The organism is Desulfurivibrio nitratireducens, from assembly GCF_044068515.1.
Classification (GTDB): Bacteria; Desulfobacterota; Desulfobulbia; order Desulfobulbales; family Desulfurivibrionaceae; genus Desulfurivibrio.
On the sequence record NZ_JBIPKI010000043.1, the window covers coordinates 1 to 22,278 of the forward strand.

The 22,278-nt window shown below is 61.3% G+C and carries 19 protein-coding genes, 2 pseudogenes and 1 riboswitch; of the genes and pseudogenes, 9 read left to right on the forward strand and 12 right to left on the reverse strand.

The genetic code is table 11. From position 1 onward, the window contains the following. From ACHHTY_RS09910 to ACHHTY_RS09920, 3 genes are all read right to left on the reverse strand, one after another. The coding region (locus tag ACHHTY_RS09910) for a ribonuclease H1 domain-containing protein (protein ID WP_395493988.1) at nt 1-128 on the reverse strand (128 nt) is incomplete at its 3' end. A 233-nt stretch (nt 129-361) separates the two neighbouring features. Then, complete coding sequence (locus ACHHTY_RS09915) at nt 362-772, reverse strand: hypothetical protein (protein ID WP_395493968.1); 411 nt, start codon at nt 770-772, stop codon at nt 362-364. 140 nt (nt 773-912) lie between these two features. Continuing rightward, nucleotides 913-1,689 (reverse strand): class I SAM-dependent methyltransferase, encoded by a 777-nt coding sequence (locus ACHHTY_RS09920; protein ID WP_395493969.1) that lies wholly within the window; start codon nt 1,687-1,689, stop codon nt 913-915. Between the two features lie 186 nt (nt 1,690-1,875). Here ACHHTY_RS09920 and ACHHTY_RS09925 point away from each other — a divergent pair, with 186 nt between their 5' ends. Further along, nucleotides 1,876-3,342, forward strand: a complete 1,467-nt coding sequence (locus tag ACHHTY_RS09925) for a cytochrome c family protein (protein ID WP_395493970.1) — start codon at nt 1,876-1,878, stop codon at nt 3,340-3,342. Nucleotides 3,343-3,444: 102 nt separating this feature from the next. Further along, the gene (tpx, locus tag ACHHTY_RS09930; RefSeq protein ID WP_395493971.1) at nt 3,445-3,945 is read left to right on the forward strand and encodes a thiol peroxidase; all 501 of its coding nucleotides are present in this window, start codon (nt 3,445-3,447) and stop codon (nt 3,943-3,945) included. Here tpx and ACHHTY_RS09935 read toward each other — a convergent pair. The 6 genes from ACHHTY_RS09935 to cobU form a co-directional block, all read right to left on the reverse strand. Then, nucleotides 3,942-4,430, reverse strand: coding sequence for a carboxypeptidase regulatory-like domain-containing protein (locus ACHHTY_RS09935; protein WP_395493972.1), 489 nt, complete (start codon nt 4,428-4,430; stop codon nt 3,942-3,944). The two genes, tpx and ACHHTY_RS09935, sit on opposite strands and share 4 nt — an antisense overlap. 214 nt (nt 4,431-4,644) lie before the next feature. After that, nucleotides 4,645-5,406, reverse strand: coding sequence for a hypothetical protein (locus tag ACHHTY_RS09940; protein ID WP_395493973.1), 762 nt, complete (start codon nt 5,404-5,406; stop codon nt 4,645-4,647). Between the two features lie 121 nt (nt 5,407-5,527). Next, nucleotides 5,528-6,163 (reverse strand): nitrous oxide reductase accessory protein NosL, encoded by a 636-nt coding sequence (locus tag ACHHTY_RS09945; protein ID WP_395493974.1) that lies wholly within the window; start codon nt 6,161-6,163, stop codon nt 5,528-5,530. A 306-nt stretch (nt 6,164-6,469) separates the two neighbouring features. Beyond that, nucleotides 6,470-6,706 carry a DUF2798 domain-containing protein gene (locus ACHHTY_RS09950; protein WP_395493975.1) on the reverse strand — a complete coding sequence of 79 codons (237 nt, stop codon included), beginning with the start codon at nt 6,704-6,706 and terminating at the stop codon, nt 6,470-6,472. 94 nt (nt 6,707-6,800) lie between these two features. Beyond that, complete coding sequence (cobT, locus tag ACHHTY_RS09955; protein WP_395493976.1) at nt 6,801-7,895, reverse strand: nicotinate-nucleotide--dimethylbenzimidazole phosphoribosyltransferase; 1,095 nt, start codon at nt 7,893-7,895, stop codon at nt 6,801-6,803. After that, nucleotides 7,892-8,491 carry a bifunctional adenosylcobinamide kinase/adenosylcobinamide-phosphate guanylyltransferase gene (gene cobU / locus ACHHTY_RS09960; protein WP_395493977.1) on the reverse strand — a complete coding sequence of 200 codons (600 nt, stop codon included), beginning with the start codon at nt 8,489-8,491 and terminating at the stop codon, nt 7,892-7,894. Before cobU ends, cobT begins: the two co-directional genes overlap by 4 nt. Before the next feature lie 395 nt (nt 8,492-8,886). On the opposite strand from cobU, the gene ACHHTY_RS09965 reads away from it, so the two are divergent. Beyond that, nucleotides 8,887-13,227: an RHS repeat-associated core domain-containing protein gene (locus tag ACHHTY_RS09965; RefSeq protein ID WP_395493978.1), complete on the forward strand. Its 4,341-nt coding sequence runs from the start codon at nt 8,887-8,889 to the stop codon at nt 13,225-13,227. A gap of 675 nt (nt 13,228-13,902) precedes the next feature. Here ACHHTY_RS09965 and ACHHTY_RS12075 read toward each other — a convergent pair. From ACHHTY_RS12075 to ACHHTY_RS09980, 3 genes and pseudogenes are all read right to left on the reverse strand, one after another. Further along, nucleotides 13,903-14,064 (reverse strand): annotated as a pseudogene (locus ACHHTY_RS12075) (IS4 family transposase); the annotation flags it as partial. Nucleotides 14,065-14,324: 260 nt separating this feature from the next. Then, nucleotides 14,325-16,661: a radical SAM protein gene (locus tag ACHHTY_RS09975; protein WP_395493980.1), complete on the reverse strand. Its 2,337-nt coding sequence runs from the start codon at nt 16,659-16,661 to the stop codon at nt 14,325-14,327. A 212-nt stretch (nt 16,662-16,873) separates the two neighbouring features. Then, nucleotides 16,874-17,056: a hypothetical protein gene (locus ACHHTY_RS09980; RefSeq protein ID WP_395493981.1), complete on the reverse strand. Its 183-nt coding sequence runs from the start codon at nt 17,054-17,056 to the stop codon at nt 16,874-16,876. Between the two features lie 192 nt (nt 17,057-17,248). Here ACHHTY_RS09980 and ACHHTY_RS09985 point away from each other — a divergent pair, with 192 nt between their 5' ends. From ACHHTY_RS09985 to ACHHTY_RS10010, 6 genes and pseudogenes are all read left to right on the forward strand, one after another. Further along, on the forward strand, nt 17,249-17,899 hold the full coding sequence (locus tag ACHHTY_RS09985) for a TIGR04211 family SH3 domain-containing protein (RefSeq protein WP_395493982.1): 651 nt from the start codon (nt 17,249-17,251) through the stop codon (nt 17,897-17,899). 296 nt (nt 17,900-18,195) lie between these two features. Continuing rightward, a complete protein-coding gene (locus tag ACHHTY_RS09990; RefSeq protein WP_395493983.1) occupies nt 18,196-18,393 on the forward strand; it encodes an ankyrin in 198 nt (65 codons plus the stop codon). 45 nt (nt 18,394-18,438) lie between these two features. Beyond that, a riboswitch (cobalamin riboswitch) is annotated at nt 18,439-18,626 on the forward strand. Nucleotides 18,627-18,746: 120 nt separating this feature from the next. Beyond that, nucleotides 18,747-20,726, forward strand: coding sequence for a TonB-dependent receptor (locus tag ACHHTY_RS09995; protein WP_395493984.1), 1,980 nt, complete (start codon nt 18,747-18,749; stop codon nt 20,724-20,726). Nucleotides 20,727-20,854: 128 nt separating this feature from the next. After that, the gene (locus tag ACHHTY_RS10000) at nt 20,855-21,484 is read left to right on the forward strand and encodes a MotA/TolQ/ExbB proton channel family protein (protein WP_395493985.1); all 630 of its coding nucleotides are present in this window, start codon (nt 20,855-20,857) and stop codon (nt 21,482-21,484) included. A 46-nt stretch (nt 21,485-21,530) separates the two neighbouring features. Continuing rightward, the gene (locus ACHHTY_RS10005) at nt 21,531-21,938 is read left to right on the forward strand and encodes an ExbD/TolR family protein (RefSeq protein ID WP_395493986.1); all 408 of its coding nucleotides are present in this window, start codon (nt 21,531-21,533) and stop codon (nt 21,936-21,938) included. Nucleotides 21,939-21,944: 6 nt separating this feature from the next. Then, nucleotides 21,945-22,278, forward strand: a pseudogene (locus tag ACHHTY_RS10010) (energy transducer TonB); the annotation flags it as partial.

The following is a 22,278-nucleotide window of genomic DNA, read 5'->3' on the forward strand; positions in this document are numbered from 1 at the left end:
CGGTCGGCAAAGCCCTTGTAGCGGGCGCCGGCAAAACCGTCAACCTGGGCTTTGGCCTGGGGCCAGTTGTCGTAAATTCCCGGCACCCGGCCCGCGGCTACCGCGTAAAATTTCTTTTTGGTCGTCATTTCTATCCTTAAAGGGGGTGGCCCGGACAGCAAAAAATCCAGCACCACCGCAGGTTTTTGCGCCGGCCCGGCCATTACAGAGTTTCCTGCCGGGCCGGGACAACATCCGGCAAACCTGCGGTGATACTGGACTTAAGCCGGCTCGGCCCCCGTTCGGGCCGCCGCCGGGTCAAGCTTCCATTCGTTCAGGAGAGGGTCGCTTGCAGATCCTGCTTAAATGACCAGCCGGATAATCAGCGCCCGTAGCGGCCGCCCCGCCCCGGGGGACCTTCCCCATCGGGACCAAGGCCGCGGCCCGGAGGAGTTTCCCGGCCGAGTCCCCTGCCGGGAGGATCATCCCGGCGCAGGCCGCGGCCGGGTTCGGTCGGAACTGCTTCGGGCAGGTTCATGTGCCGCTCCCGGGCCCGTTGCAGCATGCGCTCGTGATGCTCGCTGCGGATGCGCTGCCGTTCCTCTTCGGTTTCAGCGGCCCGGAGGCGGTTGCGGTATTCCATCCGTTCTCCGTAGGTCATGATCTGGCTGCCGAAGATCTGCTCCTCCAAGCCGGCCTCCTGGGCGGCGGCCGGGCGCTCACCGACCACCAGGCCGGCCAGCAGCAGCGCGGCGCTCAACATCAAGGTTAAAAACCAGCTGCTCTTCTTCATAACCGTCCTCCCTTGTCGTTCTTTGCCGGGGTCCCGGCTGCGGCGGACCAGAGTTCGCCCCGGGTCGCGGAGATCAACTGCCGGCCGGCAAAAGCCGGTGTCGGCTTCCTATCTCAAAATATCGCGCCTCCCCGACAGTGTCAAGCGAGCTCCCCAATCCCCTTGTCAACCCCGGCTTCGCCGGTCGCCGGTTTGCGCATCAGGGCCACGTCCTTGGCGGGAATCTCGCAGCTCCAGCCGCGCTGGGCCGCCAGCAACCGCAGGGTGGCTTCGCGATAAAAAACGACATGGGTGGGATCCTGGCGGTAGTGCCAGACGGCAAAGCGGGCGTCGTCGGTCTGGAAGCAGGTCATCACCGCCAGCCAGCCGCCGGGTCGCAGCAGTTGGCCCAAACGATCGAACTCGGCAGCGGGCCGATGAAAGTGTTCGATTGCTTCCGTGCAGGTGATGAAGTCGTAGGTTTGCTCCAGCGGGGCGGGATCGGGGCAAAAAAAGGGATCGTAGAGCGCCGTCGGGTGGCCCGCTTCGGCCAGCATCGCCGCCAGGGCCGGGCCGGGACCGCAGCCGTAATCGAGCCCCCGCGCCCCCGGGGCCAGCCGGAGCAGCAGGGGCTCGGCCAGCCGGGCCAGAAAACGGCGGTAAGCGGGATCGGCGGGATCATTCTCATGCTGCAGATAATGGCGGTATTCCAACGCCGGCCCCGGGCGCTGGCCGGGCTCGAGCAAGGTCGCGGCGCAGGTCGGGCAGCGCCGGTAGTCGCGATCGCCGACGCTCAAAAAGGGCTGCGGCCCCCCGGCCCGGCAAACCGGGCACAACCCCGGCGGCTCGTCGACCAGGGCGGTTCGGGAGTCCTGTTCCGGACGAGGATGGCGGGTCGGGGCCACGCTTCCGGCCCCGGTGCGGCGCTTATCAGGCAATGGTCTGTTTCTCCTCTCGCTGGGCAACAAGGCAGTTCCGGCATGGTCGCGCCGCCCACCTTAACCAAGGGGCCGGCCCCTTGTCCACCCCTTCCCTTTTTATCATCCTGCTTGCCGTTGAGTTCCGGGCAGCCAACTGCTATCCTGGAAACAAGGTTTTAATTTTTTAGCCAAAGGAGGAGAGACATGAACGTGAAAAGATGCATCGTGTTGGCTGGAGCCCTCGGCGGCCTGTTGCTGGCGCCATTTCTCTTCACCGGGATCGGCACCGCCATGGAAAAGCCCGACCCGGAACTTTTCCCCTACGCCCCCTCCCTGCTGCGCTACCAGGAAAGCGGGGCCTCTTTCACCCCGCCACAAGTCTGCGCCGGCTGCCACCCCATCCAGTATGAAGAATGGACCGCCTCCATGCACGCCCTGTCCTGGCACGATCCGGTTTACCAGGGCGAACTGGTAAAAGCCCTGGAGGCGGTGGGCCCGGAGGTCGCCAAACAGTGCATCGGCTGCCATACCCCGGCCGGGCTGGTGACCGGCGAGGTCACGGGGGCGGGAATCAGCGGCCTCAGCGACATGGCTCTGGCTGGAGTTTCCTGCGATATCTGCCATTCGGTCAGCGGCCACAGCGGCTGGGAAACCCCCTACCGGCAACCGGAAAATGGCTCCCTGATTTTGTCCCCCGGCCGGGACGGCGAGACCGGTCCGGTCCGGACCAAATACGTGCCCTATAAGCCCAATACCGGCTGCGGGGCCGGCTTTCACGAATGCGTCGAGCAACCCCTGCTCAAAACCGCCGAACTCTGCGCCAACTGCCACCAGGTTCACCACTACCGGACCCATACCCCGCTGGAAGCCACCTACCGGGAATGGAAGGACGGGCCTTACCAGGTCAAGGGCATCCACTGCCAGGATTGTCACATGGTGGACAGCGAAACCTTTTTGCGCTCGGCCGATACCTTCCAGAAGCCCCAACGGGGCGAGTACCGCCACTATTTCAACGGGGCCAATTTCCTGGTTTACGCCCTGGTGGAACAGGCCGCGCTGAAAAAAGGCGACCAGAAACTGGCCGCCAACGCCCGCAACAAGTTCGAGATGGCGGTGGCCCGGCTCCAGGCCGCCGCCGACCTGGAAATCACCCCGCTTTACCGGGATGAACAATTGGCCGAACTGCGGGTCCGGGTGAAAAATATCCGGGCCGGCCACAACCTGCCCACCTCCCTGACCAATATCCGCCAGGTCTGGCTGGAATTGACGGTCAAGGACGCCCAGGGCAACGTGGTCATGACCACCGGCACGGTGGATGAAAAGGGCGACCTGCCGGCCAACGCCCGCAAATTCAACTCCGAGGGAATGGGCGAGGGCTTTCATTTCGCCCTCGATCCCTGGGAGGTGATCGCCTTTTCCCGCCACGACACGATCCCGCCCCGGGGCTACCGCGATGTCTATTACGGGGTGACCGCCGGCCAGGCGACAGGCCCCCTGACCGCCGAGGCGACCCTGCGCTACCGCCAGGCCGACCAGAAGGTGGCCCACGCCCTGCTGGCGGCGGTGCCCGAGGATATGGACCTGGCCGAGATCTACGGCCTCACCGAGATGCCGGACCTGCCGGTGGTGGATATGGTCAGCCGGAGCGTCACCGTGGCGGCCAAAGAGTAGACCCGTCGGCCGGCGGGGACAGCCCCATACCGTAAAAATCGGGCTCCGGGACCGGGCCGATCCGGTTCCGGAGCCCTGATCAAACCCAGGGAGGAACCAGCAATGGCTGAAATCACCGCGGGAGGAAAACCCGTCCACACCAGTGGCGAGCTGCCGGCAATCGGCAGTCCCGCCCCGGATTTTCTGCTGACCAAAAACGACCTCAGCGATGTCAGCCTCAAGGACTTCGCCGGCCAAAGGATCGTCCTCAACATCTTTCTCAGCGTGGACACCGGCACCTGCGCCACCAGCGTCCGCCGCTTCAACGCCGAGATCGACAAGGTCGCCAACGCCGTCTGTCTCTGCGTTTCCCGCGATCTGCCCTTCGCCCAGGCCCGCTTCTGCGGGGCCGAGGGCCTGGACCGGGTCATCTCCGTTTCCGAACTGCGCAACCTGGATTTCGGGGAACGCTACGGGGTGAGAATCAGCGACGGCCCCCTGGCCGGCCTGCTGGCCCGCTCGGTAGTGGTAATCGACGAAAAGGGGAAGGTGATTTACCGCCAGCTGGTGCCGGAAATCCAGAACGAACCGGATTACGAGGCCGCCCTGGCGATTCTCCGCTAAACGCGGTCCTTGCGCCGGGCAAAAAAGAGGGCGGTGCCGATAAAGCCCCAAATCACGGCCAGGGCCATGATCCAGCGCTGCCCGGTCCCGGGGGCCCCGGGGGCGACCGCAACCTCCGCCCCCGGCTCGGTCGTGGCAAGATCAATATGGGCCATGGCGCCATGCCCGGCCAACCGGGCCTGCACCGCCCAGGCGCCGGGCAGCTCCAGATCGGGGACAAAAGCGAAGCGGCCCTGGTCGTCGGCGGTGCCGGCAAGCCAGGGCCGGGCCGGGTTATCCGGGGCGAACACGGTGATTTGGGCTCCGGCCATGGGCTGACCGGTATCATAAAGGGCCTGCACCACCACCCCCGGAGCCGGGCGATATTCCACCAGGGCCCCGTGGGCCGCCGCCGCCGCCGGCAGCAGCAGCGCCCAACCCAGGCCAACCAGCCCCACCAGCCCCGACCAGAAAAACCCGCCCAGCCAAGCAACCCAAACACCCATCAAAAAAACCTCCTGTCAGCTGACTTCCGGCCAACTAAAAAGTAAAACCTGCCCCATCACAATAAAGGCAATCTATTATCTATCAAACACGGTAACCCCTGCAACCAAGAGGTAAACGCGCGCCAGTGCCGCAGGTTGGCGCAAGCAGGCCTCCCGGCCATACCTAGGTATGCCGGGTGGACTGATCGCGCCAAGATGCGGTGCTGGCGCGCGTTTACCGGCAGTGGCCTTCGCCGGCATGGCCCAGATGCACGCCGCGCAGGGAGAGATCATGCGCCCCGCCGGCGGCAAAAGGCGCGAAACCGAGGGCCTCGAGGTTCATGGGGTCGGCGGCGTCCTTGTCGGCCCGGCCGAAAATATGATCAAAATGGAAGGTCATCTCCAGGTCGGCCCGGCCTCCGGCCACGACAAAGCCTTTGCGCTCATCACCGACAAACTCGCCGCATTGATAGCGCAGCTCTTCCCGGCTGCCCAGCCGGAAATCCCCCTGGCGGCCCTCCTTCTCGGCCCGGCCGATCAGCAGCAGGGAATAGCCGGCGGCCGGGCCAGTCGCCGCCACCGGCATCCGCCAGGAAATGGCATTGTAATGCCCGGCCGGGGCGGCAACGGCCTCGCCCACCGGCACCGGCGGCTCCTCGGGGCTGCCGGCGGCCAGATCGACGGTCAGCGGGCCGGCCAGGGCAACTTGCCGGGTGGCGGAAATATCGCCGCCCGCCTGGGCGTCGTAAGGAGGGGAGGTCTGATAGGCGGTGATCTCGGCCAGGGTAACATAGGCGTGGCTGAAGGTAAGCTGCCAGCCGTCCTTGCTCAACTTGGGGGCGAGAAAGCCTTCGGTGATCAGCTCTTCGCCGTTGGCGTAAAACTGCAGTTGGCCGGAGCCGGCCAGAGCCGCGCCGCCCGAACCCAGCAGCCCCAACCCCAGGATAAGCCCGCCAACCAGCCCTTGTCGTCCCAACCACCGCCACCACTCTTTCATGTCGTCCTCCTTGTTATCAATTTAAAATTCGTGTTACACAAGGAGGAAAATAAACCGCCGACCGGCGAACTGTCAACATTTTAGGTAAAAATTCGCCGGCCAGCGGCTATGCGGTGGTTTTTCAGTGGCCGTGATGATGGCCGTTCACCTGCCGCCGCCGCCGGGCGGCCCGCCGTTGGCGGATCATCACCGCGTCTTCGGCCTGGTCAAGATAGGCCTGGCGCAGGGCCGCGTCGAAGTCGCCGATTTCCCCGCCATGCTCCCGGGCGGCGGCTTGAGCTGCCTCTGCCGAGGCGAAGGCCATCTTGCTGGTCCGACTCATGGTCGCCGGCAGGTCGGAGCCGATCAGATAGCTGGCCTGCTCCACCTCCACCAGGGGTTTGATCTCGTCAGCAGCCCCGAAATCGGCGGCATAAATCGCCTTGGGACCGCGGTCAATATTCAAGGCCAGGCTCAGGGAGGCGCAACGCAGCGAACAGGTTGCATCCACCAGTTCGTCCTCGTAATGGATCAGGTGGCGGCTGTGCTGCCACTGGCGCCGGTCCATCCCGCAATAGGGGCACTTGGGGTACTTGGCCAGTTCGTTTTCCAGGGGAGCGGGATCGGGCGCGGTCTTGGGCATGAACTGCAGGGGAGTCCCGTCGGTTGCGGCCGCCCCCGCCAGTGCCGGCCGCAGCAAAACCACCCCGGCCACAGCGCTCAGTCCCAGCACCTGCAAAACCTGGCGGCGATTCATTCCTTCGCTAACCTTATCCATCGCAATCTCTCCTCCGGTGTTGTCATTTCGCAAAGCAAGTCGCCTCGCCGGCCACCAAACCCCGCCCGCCAGGCCCCGCCACAAAGTAGCAATATACCACCCCCACTATAAAAGCGCGCCCCTACCCCCACAATGCGACAAATTGTCGCAGAAAAACCATGCAAAAAGAAAGCAAGCAAAATGGCAAACTATGGCAAGGGAAGTAAACGTTCAGAAGTGCCGCAGATTGGCGCAAGCAGTCCCGGGGATTATAGCAGCGCTATATCACCGGGGCTGATCGCGCCAAGATGCGGTGCTACTGGACGTTTACCGCTCTGGTTCGATGAGGTGGGTGACGATCCTCCGCGCCACCGGCAAGACCAGGAGAATGGAGGGAAAGGCCACGACGAAGGCGCTGACGAAGGCGGTCAGCCAGCGGCGGATAAAATCGTCCACCAGCCCGAGATTGAGCAGGGTAATGATCCCCGACATCAGCAGCGACATCATCAGGGAAGTGAAAAAAGCCAGCAGCACGTGGGCGTAGCGGGGAGAAAATTTCAGCACCGTCAAGCTCCTGTAATTGGTCAACTCAGCCGGCCGGGAACAAGGGGCAAGCGCACTAACCCGGCGCCAGGGCCAAGGGCCCGGCGGCCCCGGTTCAAACCCGGCCGGAAACCATGGCTTCGTCAAAGGTGGCCATCTCGCCATGCAGCGCGCAGGCCAGACGCAGCAGGGGCACCGCCACCGCCGCGCCGCTGCCCTCGCCCAGACGCATGCCGAGATCGAGCAGGGGCTCGGCCTGGAGGGCGGCCAGGACCTGGCGATGGCCCGGTTCGGCGGAAACATGGGCATAGATCAACCAGGGGGCGGCCGCCGGTTGGAGGCGCAAAGCCGTTAAAGCGGCGGTGGAACTGATAAAACCGTCGATCAGCACCGGCAATCCTCGCTGGGCGCAGCGCAGATAGGCCCCGGCCAGGGCGGCGATTTCAAAGCCGCCCAGACAGCGCAAAACCGCCAGGGCCGGGCCCTGATTGCCGGCTTTGGGCTGATCCGGGGCGGCGGCCACCACCGCGGCATGCCGGGCCAGGGCCCGGCCCAGCACCGCGGCCTTGTGGCGGACCCCGGCGGCATCGAGACCGGTGCCGGGCCCGGCCAGTTGCCGGGGCTCGGCCTTAAGGTAGGCGCAGGCCAGGGCGGCGGCGCTGGTGGTATTGGCAATCCCCATTTCCCCACCAAGGTAAAGCTGAACCCCATGTTCCCGCATCCGCTCGACACTGTCGCGACCGGCGGTTAGGGCGGCGGCCAGCTGGCCCTCGTCCATGGCCGGGCCGGCGACGAAATTGGCGGTGCCGGGACCCAGGTTGATGGCCAGCACGCCGGGCAAGGGCCCGGGATCGGCCACGGTGCCGAGATTGACCACTTCCAGCTCGGCCCCCAGTTCCCGGGCCAGAACGCTGATCGCCGCCCCGCCGCGGGCGAAATTGCGCACCATTTCGGTGGTGACCACCTGGGGAAAGGCCGACACTCCCTCCGCCGCCACTCCGTGATCACCGGCAAACACCCCGATGCCGACCTTGTCCAGCCGGGGCCGAACCCGGCCCTGGAGGGCGGCCAGGCGCAGGGCCAGTTCCTCCAGCCGCCCGAGTGAGCCGGCCGGCTTGGTCAGCCGGCCCTGGCGCTGTTCGGCCGCCTGGCGGGCGGCATCATCCAGGGCCGCCACCGGCTCCTGCAACCATTCAATATCAAGGGTCATATAGCTTCTCCTTTCAAGACCTGGGGCAGTCCCGCCACCGTTAAAACCACCCGGTCGCAAATGACCGCCAGCCGTTGGTGCAGGCGCCCTGCTTCATCGCAGAACCGCCGGCTCAACTCGCCCATGGGCACTACCCCCAGGCCGGTTTCATTGCTGACCAGAATAATCCGCCCGGGCAAATCGGGCAGCACTTTGAGCAGGGCGGCGATTTCCCGCTCCGGGTTGAATACCGGCCGCGGGAAGGCTCCGAACTCCAGTTCGTTGAAGGCGCCGGTATCGAGGCCGAACTCCCCTTCCCGGCGGTCGGCCGCCTCGGCCCCGAGCAGGCCGGTGAGCCAGAGGGTCAAGCAGTCCACCAGCAGGCAGCGGTCGGCGGCGGCCCGGGCGGCCAGCACCGCCGCCAGGTCATGGCCGACCTCCACCAGTTCCCAGGCGTCCGGGCGCCGCTCCCGATGATGCCGGATCCGGGCCCGCATCTCCTCGTCACCGGCCCGGGCGGTGGCGACATAGGTCACCGCCAGGCCACTTTCCAGGGCCAGCTTCTCCGCTAAAGAACTCTTGCCGGAGCGCACCCCGCCCAGAATCAATTCCTTCATTACCATCCTTTTCTGCCTGTTTGTTGCCGGCTGCCGTTTGCTGCCAAGGTAGCCGAGAAAAAAATTACGGCAACTGTTTTGGCCAAGAGGCCGCTTGTGGCGCCAGATCGTTTTCACCAGAGCAGCCCCGGATTTTTTTAAGGTTTTCGTTAATTTAACCACCGAAAAACGCAAGAATCGGCGGACCAGCAAAGTAATCGGGCCTGGCTGCCTGACAAAAAAACACCTTGACACTGGAGCTGTTTAGGTTATTTCTTGCCTGGCCGATATATTGTGACAATTAGGCGGCGGCCTTTGATCCAGCCATGATCACTGGCAGCGCCCTGGCAACTCCCGGTTGACTCAAGAGCGCGAGAAACTCAGAATTTGCCGTAACCCTGGCCATGAGGGGGAATATGAAGACCTGGCTTTCCTGTTTTACTTTGGCATTGTTGACCCTGTTGCTGGCCGCATCAATATCCTGGGCCGCCACAGGCTTTGTGGAAATAACCTCGCATGATATCGACCAACCGCTATGCGTTGAAAATAGCTTGGTTGTCTTCGGCGAATTCATGCTGGCAACCGACGACACACCTCGAGGAAGAGCCGACGCCTCGTCGTACTGCAACCCGGGCCATTATTGGGCCCTTTACAGCCCCCAATGCTGTTCCGACCCTATCAATTACACCAATATTCATGCGCGTTTACGCTATCAAATCAACGAGGATGCCTCTCGACTTATCCGTAATGTCACCTCCTACTATGTCGGCGGCTCAGGATACAGCCAGGTGGGCGTATTGCAGAATTTTTCTGTGCGCATCAACCGTTCTGATTTCTCCCCCGGGCAGCACAGCCTGACGGTCTTTCTCCAGGATATTTTCGGGGTTCACTGCCAGTACTGGTGGACCAGCTATACCTATTATGGACTCCGGGTCGGGGAGGTCCTTGATCAAAAGACCATTACCTTTAACATCCCGGGACCGGAGGATGAGCGGTGCTGCGATCTGGAGATCCAAAATTTCAACGGTGGCGGATCGGTCAACGTCGGCGCTGGCCAGGTTGCGGAGCTTACCGCCACCGTTGCCGGCAGCCCGGGCCAGGAGATCCAATGGGAGATCGCCCTGCTGGCAGGGGACTCCACCCTCCCCGATCCCGGCATCATCGCCGCGGGAACCAACCGGGAGATCGCCGTTCATTGGAACGGCCGGGCGGCGGATGGCACCCTGGTCGAGCCAGGCAACTATACGGTTGTGCTCACCGCGCGGCTGGCGGCCAGCCCCGGCTGCGCCAGCGAGGAATCCACGACCGTTAGGGCCGACTGGGACGCCGACTGTGACCTCAACATCAACTTCGGCTCCCGGGCCAATATCGCCAGCGGCAACCTGGCATACAGTCAACCGCTTTATGCCCTCTCCGGCAGCGGTCACGCCGCCGAGCTGACTATCCATTACAACAGCCTCGACCCGTTTGCCGGGGTCCTGGACCGGGGCTGGAGCCATAGCTATGAGCTGTTGCTACGCGAGCTCGCGGATGGTTCGGTGCTGCTCAAAAAAGGCAACGGCGAACGCCGGCTTTATGTCCCCACCGGCGACGGCTATCGGCCGCCGCCCGGGGATTATTCGCTCCTCAGCCAGAATAGCGACCAGACTTTTACCCTGAGGCTTAAAAACGGCACGGCCCAGCAATTCAACGCCGCCGGCAAGCTCGCCGCCATCATCGATCGCAACGGCAACACCCTTTCCCTGCATTACCAAGACGGTTTGCTGATCTCGATTACCGATCCAGCCGGCCGCGTCAGCGAATTGACTTATGACGACCACGGCCGCCTCGCCAAGGTAATCGACCCCGCCGGCCGGACCTACAACTTCACGATGGTGGACAACCGGCTGCAAAGCGTAAGTTTGCCCGACGGGAACGAGTGGCGCTACACCTACGACGAACAAGGCATTTTGACCGCCAGAACCGATCTGGGCGGTTTCACCACCCGCTATCAATACGACGAGCAAAGGCGGGTCACAACCGCCACCGATCCCGAGGGGCGCGAACGCTCCATCGCCTATCCACCGCCCTCCCCCACTGTTGCCCAGAGCGTCGTCGTCACCGACAAGGACGGCAGCCAATGGCACTACACCTACGACAATCAGCGTGGGAACCTGATCGCCAAGGAAGACCCCCAGGGTGGCATCAGTCAATATCGATACGACGAGTACCAAAATCTGCTGAGTCATACCGACCCGGACGGCAACACCACAACTTACACCTACGACGAGAGGGGCAACCCTTTAACCCTGACCGACCCCCTCGAGCAGATCACCCGCTACAGCTATAATCAATACGGCCAGGTCGCCGGCATTACCGACCCCGCCGGTGATTTTACTGAATACCGTTACGATGAGCAGGGCAACCTGGCGGCAATAATCGACCCCACCGGGGCCAAGACCAGCTTCGAAGCCGATGCGCGGGGCAACATAACCGGCGTCACCGATCCCACCGGCTCTGTGACCACCATGACTTACGATGCGGCCGGCAATCTGATCACCGTAACCGACCCGGCTGGAGCAACCACCAGGTTCGAATACGACGCCGCCGGCCGGCTGGTCAAACAAATTGATCCGCGGGATGAAGCCGTCAGTTACAAGTACGACAGCCGTTACAACCTGATCAGAGTCACCGACCCCCTGGGCAATCGCACCAGTTTCACTTATGACGCCAACGGCAACCTGCTTTCCCTAACCGACGCCAACGGCAATACCACCCGCTACAACTACAATTCTCGGGGGCAGATGGTGGAAATGATCGATGCCGAAGGTTCGGCAACCACCTTCAGCTACGGCGGCGGGGAGAACTGCTACTCCTGCGCCGGCCCGGGGGCAGACCGGCTTACCGCCCTTACCGACGCCAAGAACCAGATCTCCACCTTCGCTTACGACCCTCTGGGCCGGATCACGGCGGAACGCGATCCCTTGGGCCACACCACCAGCTATCTCCGTGACGCCGGAGGAAAGGTCATCAGCCGGACCGATCCCAACGGCCACACCATCAATTACCGCTATGATAAGCTGGGTCGGCTGATAGAAAAAAGCTACCCGGACGACAGTTCCGCCACCTTCACCTATAATCGCAAAGGTCTTCTCCAAACCGCCGCCAACCGCCATATCAGCTACTCGTTCAGCTATGACCCGGCCGGCCGGATAACCATGGTCACCGATAGTGAAGGGCGTGTAATCGCTTATGAGTACGACCAGAGCGGCCGCCGGACCGCGATGACCACCCCGGATGGCCGAACCGTCAACTACCGCTACAACGCCGCCGGCCAACTGGCCGCCATCGCGGCCGGAGAGGAGTTCACCTTCGGTTACGATGAACTCGGCCGCCGGACCAAGCTGGACTACCCCAACGGCCTGACCGCCAGGTATCACTATGATGCCGCCGGACGACTAACCGCCCTCCAGCATCACAACCCCGCCGACGAGTTGATCAGCCAAAGTCTCTACACCCTCGATCAGATCGGAAACCGTTTGAGCAAAACAACGGAACACCTGACCGTTGCCTATGACTACGATCGTATCTACCGCCTGGAGGAAGTGGTCCAGTCCACCCCCGGAGCCAGTCCGGCAAAGGAGCGGGGCAATAGCGGTAACGGCAGGGAACAAGCCAGGCAGCAGCAAAAGGAATACTATCGCTACAATCCGGCAGGCAACCGCCTCGCTTCCCATCTCCACCGGGACTACAGCCACAACACCGCCAACCAGCTGCTGAGCACCAACAAGGCGCAATATTCCTATGACAACAACGGCAACTTGGCAAAGAAGGAACCTGCAGAAGGCATTACCAGCTATCATTGGGATTACGAGAATCACCTGGTTGCGGTAATCCTCCCCGACGGGATCAAGGTGGAATTCGCTTATGACCCCTTCGGCCGCCGGATAGAGAAGAAAACCACCAGCCCCCAGGGGGTAAACATCACCCGTTATGTCTATGACCACCAGGATATTATTCTGGAACTGGACGGATCGGGCACGATCGGCAACCGGTACCTTCATGGCCCCGGTGTCGACGAACCTTTGGCCCTTAACCAAGGAGGCAGAACCTATTATTATCACGCCGACGGCCTAGGTTCCATTGCGGCACTTACCGACGAACGGGGCCGGGTGGTACAGGATTACCAATACGATTCCTATGGAAATCTCCACGACCGGCAAAACCGGGTCAAGCAGCCCTACACCTACACCGGCCGCGAATACGACCGGGAAACCGGTTTGTATTATTACCGAGCCAGATACTATGATGCGCAGATCGGGAGGTTTATCACCAAAGACCCCATCGGCTTTGCCGGCGGCGATATTAATCTTTATAGGTACGTGACGAACAACCCGATAAATTGGGTTGATCCGTGGGGTTTAACTCGGACATTTTTAATCAAGCAGTTCGTCGATAAAACCGTCAAGAGTATTTCAAATAGTTATATGCAGGATATTGATCCTGCGGGCAGAAGAATTATCAGTGCTGGTCTTGGTGGAGCCGCTGCCGGAGCGGTAGGTGGTGCTATAGTTGGAACTCCTGCTTTAGGAATTGGGGCTGGTCCTTCAGCTATAATTGGGGGCGTTTCTGGATTTAGTGGAGGTTTGCTAATTCAAACTGGTTTAGAAGCTGTTGGATTGGGTCATGCGATTGAGGATCTAATAAATGAAATATTTGATAATTATTTGGATTCGGTTGTGAATGCGTTAGACTACAGCAAACTGCAATGCAGATAGGCTAAAAATCTAAAAATGGTAAAACATGATGAGTGAAGTATGCAAAATTTGTGGTAATGAATTAGAAAAGAAATATTTCAAGAAATATGGAATAATTCTTCTCTTTAGCAGTATACCAATGTTTCCCTTGTTGATGCTAATCGCTTATGGCACAATAATTCCTTTTTTATATCTATTGTTTGCGGTTATTACCGGTTTTTTCTTGATTTTTAAGAAAAAAAAATATTTTTATTTCTGCAACACTTGCAAGATAAAGATTAAACCATCTGAAGATTAACAAAATATAAGTAAAACATTGGAATTGTTAAAACTGGACAATTACGTAAATATCTTTAGCCGTTTTTTCATTACCACCCTTGTTTTATTATTAGGGATTGGCCTGATATTAGCAGGACTATTACTGCTTTATAAATACTGGTCTGCAACTCACTGACTGAACTTTCTGACTTAAGTAAACAGAGATCCCCGATTAACCCGGCAGCGTGACTGCGAAAAAAGGTGCAAAGCCGCATGATTCATCTGTCTGGAGTTTTCTTAATGAATAATATTGAACAAAGCAAATATGGAAGAAGGCTAAAAAGATTGGCTTTATGGCCAATAGTTGGATTAACTTTGCTGGTTATTATAATCGTGCCAATTCAGACTATAATTATTTACTGAACTTTCGGACTTGACCTAACTGGCCGTTAACATGTTTTTATTTCTGCCATCTCCCGCATGGGATAACAGCATATGACAAGCGGTATCCATCACTGCCTCAACGATTCTTCTCACTGCATCCTCGGGGAAATCGCCGAGTTGTCGTATTTTGCCCAAGGCCAGGGTCATGGTGCCCTGACCGCCCCGATTGGCAACTTCGAACAGCTTTTGGGCCAGCTTCCGGTTGGCCCTGGCCACCAGCAAGACCACCCCGACCTGCCGTAGCCAGTGCCGGCCTTCCTTGTTCAGGCCGCGTTGGGCCAGTTCCGAATAGGCAATATTGATCGGTGAGGTGCCATGATTGCTGATGAGGGCTGTCTCAAGGCCATCTTTTTTACCTGCCGGGCAAAGTTTTTTCCACGGGATTTTTTTATCTTGCCACTCGGTAATTGCCGATCTCAGCTTGCCGTCAGTCGGAGCAGAGCTTCCACCTGGTGGCGCAGCAGGTCATCCATCCGCGCGAGATAGGTGGCGACATCCATTTGCCGATTGGCGGCCAGAGCAACCCTGAGGTCGAGGGCCTGAATATCGTCCGCCAGTGACGGGTCGGCCGCCAGCCGTTCCGCTTCCCGGTAGTTGCCCGCCTTTATGTGAGCCTTGATCAGGTCGATAACCCCTGCCGATCGACCTGCGGCGACCCCGGGCGTCAGTGTCGCGATCGCCTCCCGGGCCATATTGGCGGCCAGCAGAAAGCGGCCGGCATAGCTGGCCGCTTCCGATTCCGGCGCCAAGGCGGCGACCATGGCAAGGGCTTCCTCCCGGAACCCCAGCTGCAGCCTGAACTTGAGCAGGGCGAGAAAATCGGTCATCTCCTGATGCAGATCGCGGAACAGCGTATCGCGCAGCACCAGGTAATAGAGCCGTTCGTTGTGGCGGCGCAGGCCCTCCAGGTCGGAGAAACGGTAGCGGTTGCGGGGCAGTTTTGCCAACTCGGCGGCCGCGACCACCGAAACCGGTTCCATGACCAGATGCAACATGACCTGGAAGGTCAACTCCTGGCCGGCCAGCTCCTGGTGCCCGTATTCGGGGGGGAAGCGGACCTTGAACTGGGTCGCCCGGCCGGCGCGCAGCCCCTGCAGGCCCTGCTCGAAATCGGGCAGCAGGGTGCCCTCGCCGAGCACCGCTTCCTGGTAACGGCTTTCGGTGACCGGCACCACCCGGCCGCCCAACATTCCCCGGCAGTCGAAAATCACCCGGCAGCCGGGGGCGGCCGTTGCCCGCCGGATCAACCTGAAACCGGTAAAGGGTCCGGCCAGAAAATCCTTCACCGGCGACCGGTGGCCGTGTTCGGCGGCCAGCCTCGTCAACAGCGGTGCGGCCCGGTCGTATTCCTCCAACTGCAAGAGGATTGCCGCCAGCATCAGATCAGCTTCCGGCCGGCCGGCGAGCGCCTCTTCATGAGCGGTAATGAAACCGGCTCGTTCCAACAGATTGCGCCCCGCCGCCACGTCCTCCGTGAAATCGGTGCGGTTTAGCCGCCACAGCAGGGCCATGCGGTCGATCTCCTCCTTCGACATGGCGTCGGTGGCAAAATCGCGCGCCACCGAAAGATAGGCCGGCCTGGTCAGCGCCAGCGGCCTGATCCCGTGGGCCGCCGGGTCGTCGCTGAGGCGACTGCCAAAGAAAAGATGCAACTGCTGGGAGATCGAATTGCCCTCCACCGCCACGCCGCTGTCCCTGACAAAGTCGAGGGTCCGGCAGGCCCGCGCCAAGGTCTCGCCCGGCAGGCCGAACATGGTAAAGAGTTCGACCCCGATCCCGGCCTCCCGGGCCAGGCGGACGGCGGCCGTCACCTGCTCCGGCACCAGCCGTTTGTTGATGGTCCGCAGCACCTCTCCATCGGCGGATTCCAGACCGAAGGCCACGGTGTGGGCTCCAGCCGCTTTCAACAGGCCGGCCAGCTCCCGGTCCAGATGGTCGCAGCGGATCTGACACCAGAAGGTGATGCCCGGCACCCGGGCGATGATCTCTTCCAACAGCGCCACCAGGCGCTTCTTGACCGCCGCGAAACTGGGATCGGCGAACCAGAAGTCGCGGGCTCCCCGAGCGCACAGATACTGCAGTTCGGCTACGATCCGCTCAATGGAATGAAAGCGGAGCCGGCGACCGCCGATCTGCGGAGTGCAGCAGAAGGTGCAGGCGGCCGGACAACCCCGTGAGCTGAAGAGAATGATCCGGTCCTTGCCGGCGGGATCGATGATGTCGGCCAGGAACGGCGAAGGGATTTCGTCCAATTCTCCGCTTACCGGCAACGGTTCGGTTTCGGCCGTACCCTGGCCTCGCCGACAGCAGATGCCCGGCACCGCTGCCAGTTCCTTGCCCCGGCTCAGGGCTCGGGCCGTCTCCAGCACCACCGTCTCCCCTTCGCCGCGACAGAGCGCGTCGGCCTCCGGCATCTGCAGCAGCCCGGCGCCAGGCATGGCGGCGATCTGAGGACCGCCGAGAATCACCGGCAAATCGGGGGCCAGTTCTTTGGCGTAACGGGCCCAGGCCCGGACCCGGTTGATGTTCTCTTCGTAAACCGTAAAACCCAGAGCCAGGGGCCGGTCCCGCAGGATCGCCTTCCTGACCTCAGCCGGAGCCAGGGGCCGATCCCGGTAATCGCCCAGGATACGGCCGGAAAAGCCGTACTTCCGCAGGCAGGCAAGTTGGTAGGCCTGGGAGATGGGAATGGTGTCCGGAGAACGAAACTCGCCCAGTTCGTTGATATGAATAAAAAGAAAGTTGCCGTCCATGGTTTCCAACCTTAAACCATGTAATTACCTCCCCGCCGCTTCACCACGGGCGGCGGCCCCGAAAATAACAAAGGCCAGGATGCCGTACTGTTGCGCATGCTCCCGCCTGTCCCCGATTATCTCTTCGAACGATATTACCGCATTATGATAACCTTTGCCAGCATCGGCGTCTTCAGCGCACCCCATTGCAAGTTGCTGAGTGCCGGCCCAAATCACGCCGCGCAGATGCCGTAGTATGGGAGGATCTTGCGGATTACCTGGTAGCGGGGGGCGAGCAGGACATCGTGGAAGATTTTCCAGTCGCTGCCCAGGTAAGAGGTATGGTAGGGAAAGCGATCTTTTGGCCGGTCTTTTGCTTTGCGGGTCTGCAAGGCTTGGTATTTCCATGATTTCATCCCATTTGGCCCGTAGTCCAGCGTTACCGGTGGGAAATCTAAATAGCCGTTTTTGAGCCGGGCCAGCCAAGGCCGGAACCAGCTGCAAATAAATTGAAAGATTGAAGTACGTCCCGGTTTTTGGCATACATATATGAGCTAGAAATATTAACAACTGCTGCTGCAGCTAAGATCATCTCGTAGAGTAAAAAAATGAAAAAACAAATCCTGCTGGCTGTATTACTTGTTCTGGGTATGGCGCTCACCGCTGTAGCCGAGACCCGCTACGTAACCGACCAGTTCGAAGTCACCTTTCGATCCGGCCCCGGCAATGAATACCGGATTCTACGGATGATAAGCTCCGGCCAGCGGCTGGAACTTCTGGAAACCGCCGGCGACTGGAGTCGGGTGAAAGCCCCCGACGGCCTGGAGGGCTGGGTCCGCACCCAGCACCTGCGGCCCGAACCGCCTGCCCGGCAGGACCTGCAGGCGACGACGGCCCGCCTGAGGTCAATTGAAGCAGAAAGAGACTCGCACCGGGAGGAAAACGTACGACTTCGCCGGCTCAATCAGGAGCTTGAACAAGACTTACGGGAAACGAAAGTCCGGCTCGAACAGGCAATCTCCAACTACGAGGAGTTACGGGCGGACTCCGAGGATTTCCTGCGAATCCGAGGAGAACACGAAGCCCTCACAAGCCAGGTGGCGGAACAACGCGAACGGATCCATGAATTGGAAAGGCGATTAAGGGACGAGTTGCTGGCTGCCGCCATCAAATGGTTTCTGGCCGGGGCGGGAGTTCTGCTGCTCGGCATGATCATTGGCTCCCGCTCGAAGAAGAAACGCTCGTCAGGGCTGCTCTAACTTAAAAACGAGGCACCATCTAACCGATGGGGGGGGGGAAAAGGGGTCTGACCCCTTTTCCCTTGACCCCTTTTCCCTTCGTCGATCCGGGACATGGGCAACAGCGAGAGGTGGCCGGCGAAGAGCCGGCTTGACATTTGCCGCCCGGTTTATTCATATTGGTATGAGAACTGGCTCAGGGGCAAAGCGCCCTGGGCATCAGGCCGGCTGGCCAAAGGTGCTTGGCCGCTGCAGCTTGACGCACTCATTCATGCCGTGGATTGGCGGCGCAAATATTTCCCAGACCGGAGGGTTTCATGAGCGAAAAAAACCAAAAAATCTGCCCGGAATGCAAAGGCAAGAAAGTTATTCCCGGCAACTGCACCTGCAATATGGAATGGCGGGGCACCCAGTTGTTGGATGATCAATGGGACGACTGCAAATGCAGCCGGGAAGAGGAATGTCCCATCTGCCACGGCACCGGCTATGTTGAAGTAGAGCCGGGCTCGAAGTAAGGGCGGCTTGATTATAAACTTGACTTTCCGGCCCGATTGGGGGAAATTCGGCACCTGTATCCAGGTGCCCATCGGGGCATAAAAGGGAATTCCGTGCAAGTCGGAAACGGGCCCGCCGCTGTAACCGGGGACGAAAGCCGCAAGATGTCACTGTTCGCCAGGAGGTGAATGGGAAGACGCGGCCATTAGGAAGAACCGGGAGTCAGAAAACCTGCCTGGATCGAGGAAGCAGCCTTCGTGGACCGGGGCAGCGCGGCCGATCTAGTGGATAAAAAGGGAATCCCGGATCGATATTAAATTATCGGTCCGGGTTTTTTTTGCCCGGAACCGAACAGCGTGCAAGAGGTTTAACAATGAAAAAACGCATCAAAGTTCTGGGTCTGGCCATCCTGCTGGCAACCCCGCTGCCGCTGGCGGCCCAACCCGCTCCCCAAGAGGTCGGCCTGATGGAAGAGGTGGTGGTCACCGCCACCCGCCAAACCGCGCAAATCTCCACCGTGCCCGCCCATGTCACCATTATCGACGAAAAGAAAATCGCCAACTCCACCGCCCGCAACATCCCCGACCTGCTGCGCAATGAAGCCGGCATCCGGGTAACCGACACCACCGGCAACGGCCGGGCGTTCACCGTCGATCTGCGCGGCTTCGGCGAAACCGCCGGCCTCAACACCCTGGTACTGGTGGACGGCCGCCGGATCAACCAGCCCGACCTGAGCGGGGTGGACTGGGCCCTGATCTCGCTGAACCGGGTCCAGCGGATTGAAGTCGTCCGGGGCGGCCGGGGCAGCGTGCTTTACGGCGACAATGCCGGCGGCGGGGTGATCAACATCATAACCAAGGACGGTGGTCCCGACCAGGTCAACGGCGAAGTCGCCGCCGGCAGCTACGACACCATCCTCACCCGGGTCGGGGCCACCGGCTCCCGGGACAACCTTTCCTACGCCCTGGCCGCCAGCTATGCCGACACCGACGGCTATCGCGACAACTCGGCCAGCGAGGCCGCCGATGCCGGTCTGCACCTGCGCTATTTTCCCAGCGAGCGGCTGAGCTTCGATATCAGCGGCGACTTCCACAAGGACACCACCGGCCTGCCCGGGGCCCTGCGGCTCAGCGAACTGGCCGGCGGCACCTCCCGCAAGGACTCGACCAACCCCGATGACTTCAGCAAAACCGAGGACTATTACCTCAAGGCCGGCGGCGAGCTGCAAATCCTCAGCGAAAGCTCCCTGCGCCTCGACGCCTCCTTGCGCCAGCGCCAGGTTGATGCCTTCGCCACCTTCGCCGGCGGCGAGTTCACCGGCGAGACCACCATCGACACCATCGCCCTGAACCCGCGCCTGCTGATCAAGGAACCCCTCGCCGGCCTGGACCACAGCCTGATCGTCGGCATCGACTACCAGGACGCCGAAGAGGAGATCTTCAACCGCTCGATCTTCTTCGGCTTCCCCACCGAAGGCCGCTTCGACCTGCGCAAGAAGAACTACGGCTTCTACCTTCACGACGAACTGACTCCCGTAGACAACCTGACCCTTTCGGCCGGCTACCGCTACGACCGGGTGCGTTACAGCTTCGGCGACGCCACCGCCGAGCGCCCCACCTTCAGCGAAAACCTCTATACCGCCGGGGCCAACTACCGCTACGCCGGGCCCTCCTACACCTACTTCAGCTACGCCCGGGGCTTCCGCTACCCGGTGCTCGACGAGCTCTTCAACTTCTTCACCAGCAGCGTCAACCCGGACCTGCGGCCCCAGCGCTCGGACAATTACGAAGTGGGTCTGCGCCACTACCCGGCGCATGACTTTTATGTCCAGGTCAATTATTTTCACCTGACCGGCAAGGACGAAATCTTCTATAATCCGGTCAGCTTCAGCAACGAAAACCTGGACGGCAAAACCCGGCGCCAGGGGGTCGAAATCGCCTTCAGCAAGCCCCTGGCCCTATTGACCGTCAACGGCGGCTACACCTACACCCGGGCCAAGATCCGCGACGGCCAGTTTGCCGGCAACTACATTCCCGGGGTGCCGGACCACCAGGCGACCCTGGGTCTGCAGGGCCCCCTTGGCGACGCTTTTTCCTGGACGCTGCAGGGCAACTACATGGGCAAGCGCTACTACATCAGCGATTTCAACAACGACTTCAGCAAAATGGACGACCACCTGCTGGTCAACGCCGGGGTCCAGTACCATTGGCGCCAACTCAACGCCTATCTCCACGTCAATAACCTGTTTGACAAGAAATACGCCGAGTACGGCGCCATCAGCTGGGACCTGGAGCAGGCCGAATTCCCCTCGCCGGGGATTAATGTCCTGGCCGGGTTAAGAGTCAACTTCTAATAAACCTTCAGCAGGACCCAGCCTGGGTTAAGCGGGCCGGCGCAACATGGTTGGCTGCCGCCAGCCGGACCGCTCGCCCCAGGCCGGGGCCCTGCCGGACGTTTACGCCACGGGGGGAAACCACCACCATGTTGAACCTGTTCTACAGCGGCGGACCGCTGATGTATCCCCTGCTGGCCTGTTCGCTCATCGCCCTGACGGTGGTGATCGAGCGGGCCATCTTCTGGGCCGGGGTGGAGTATCACCGGCGGCGGGACCTGGTGGACGAGGTGCTGGATCTCAGCCGCCAGGGGCAATGGGAGACGGTGCGGGCCAAGGTTCGCGGCTGCCGGGACTACGTGATCAAGATCCTGGTCAGCGGCATTCTCCACCGCGATTTTTCCCCGGGCAAGGCCATGGAAGCGGCGGCGGCCGACGAATTGCAGCGGATGCGGCGCTTCATGGGGGTGCTGGACACCATGATCACCGTGGCCCCCCTGCTGGGGATTCTCGGCACGGTGGTGGGGATTATCAACTCCTTTGAAATGCTGGGGGTGGCCGGGATCGAGGAACCGGCCAAGGTCACCGCCGGCATCGCCCAGGCCCTGATCACCACCGCCGCCGGCCTGAGCATTGCCATCTTCGCGGTTTTCCCCTACAACTATTTCAACGCCCGGGTCGAAAACGCGGCCCTCAACATCGAAAAGTACGCCACCAGCCTGGAGATCGTCTACCAGAAAACGGCCCCGCCCCCCGGCCGGGCGGAGGAATCGCGATGACCAGCGCTCGCCCGCGGCGCAACTTGCCCGGCAGGAGCCGGCGGCTATGAAGATCACCCGCCCCCGCCCCCGCAAGGCGCGGATCGAGATGCTGCCGCTGATCGACATCGTCTTCCTGGTGCTGGTGGTCTTCATTTACGCCATGCTGTCGATGGCGGTCCACCGCGGCCTGCCGGTGGTCCTGCCCCAGTCGGCGGCCGCCGCCATTGAAACGCAAACCACCCTGGCGGTCAATATCCAGGCCGACGGGGCCATCTTCGTCAATGGCGAACCGGTGGCTTTGGCGCAGTTGCCGGCCCGCTTGCGGGCCCTGACCGCCGACGAAGGCGAGCCGGGAGTGCTGCTTTTCGCCGACCGCGACCTGAATTATCAGCAACTCTTCGCGGTGCTGGACCAGATCAGGGCGGCGGGCCTGGAGCGAATTTCTCTCCAGGCCGAGGCCGCCGGGCCCTGAGGAATCATGAAACGGCTGCTGCTCGCCATGCTGCTGGCCCTGGCCGGCCACGCCCTGCTCTTCTGGTGGGGCCGCGACCTGGCCTGGATGCCGGCCGAAATAGAGGGGCCCCGACACCAGGTTCCCCTGCACCTGGAACTGGTCGCCCAGCCGGCCACCGAGCCCGAACTCCCGGCCCCGGCCCCACCACCGGCGGCAAGCCCCACCCCGCCCCGGCCGGTGCCGGAGACCGCCAGCCAAATCAGGCCGGAATCCTTCAAGGCGGCGGTGGCCGAACCAACACCCGAGCCCGATCCGCCGCCCATGCCGCCGCGGCCGGAACGAGAACCGGAACCCGCCG

Bases quoted from the DNA above. Each gene is read 5' to 3' on its own strand.
- ACHHTY_RS09915 (WP_395493968.1), bottom strand. From the start codon at position 772: ATGAAGAAGAGCAGCTGGTTTTTAACCTTGATGTTGAGCGCCGCGCTG.
- ACHHTY_RS09925 (WP_395493970.1), top strand. From the start codon at position 1,876: ATGAACGTGAAAAGATGCATCGTGTTGGCTGGAGCCCTCGGCGGCCTG.
- tpx (WP_395493971.1), top strand. From the start codon at position 3,445: ATGGCTGAAATCACCGCGGGAGGAAAACCCGTCCACACCAGTGGCGAG.
- ACHHTY_RS09935 (WP_395493972.1), bottom strand. From the start codon at position 4,430: ATGGGTGTTTGGGTTGCTTGGCTGGGCGGGTTTTTCTGGTCGGGGCTG.
- ACHHTY_RS09940 (WP_395493973.1), bottom strand. From the start codon at position 5,406: ATGAAAGAGTGGTGGCGGTGGTTGGGACGACAAGGGCTGGTTGGCGGG.
- ACHHTY_RS09945 (WP_395493974.1), bottom strand. From the start codon at position 6,163: ATGGATAAGGTTAGCGAAGGAATGAATCGCCGCCAGGTTTTGCAGGTG.
- cobT (WP_395493976.1), bottom strand. From the start codon at position 7,895: ATGACCCTTGATATTGAATGGTTGCAGGAGCCGGTGGCGGCCCTGGAT.
- cobU (WP_395493977.1), bottom strand. From the start codon at position 8,491: ATGAAGGAATTGATTCTGGGCGGGGTGCGCTCCGGCAAGAGTTCTTTA.
- ACHHTY_RS09965 (WP_395493978.1), top strand. From the start codon at position 8,887: ATGAAGACCTGGCTTTCCTGTTTTACTTTGGCATTGTTGACCCTGTTG.
- ACHHTY_RS09975 (WP_395493980.1), bottom strand. From the start codon at position 16,661: ATGGACGGCAACTTTCTTTTTATTCATATCAACGAACTGGGCGAGTTT.
- ACHHTY_RS09980 (WP_395493981.1), bottom strand. From the start codon at position 17,056: ATGAAATCATGGAAATACCAAGCCTTGCAGACCCGCAAAGCAAAAGAC.
- ACHHTY_RS09985 (WP_395493982.1), top strand. From the start codon at position 17,249: ATGAAAAAACAAATCCTGCTGGCTGTATTACTTGTTCTGGGTATGGCG.
- ACHHTY_RS09990 (WP_395493983.1), top strand. From the start codon at position 18,196: ATGAGCGAAAAAAACCAAAAAATCTGCCCGGAATGCAAAGGCAAGAAA.
- ACHHTY_RS09995 (WP_395493984.1), top strand. From the start codon at position 18,747: ATGAAAAAACGCATCAAAGTTCTGGGTCTGGCCATCCTGCTGGCAACC.
- ACHHTY_RS10000 (WP_395493985.1), top strand. From the start codon at position 20,855: ATGTTGAACCTGTTCTACAGCGGCGGACCGCTGATGTATCCCCTGCTG.
- ACHHTY_RS10005 (WP_395493986.1), top strand. From the start codon at position 21,531: ATGAAGATCACCCGCCCCCGCCCCCGCAAGGCGCGGATCGAGATGCTG.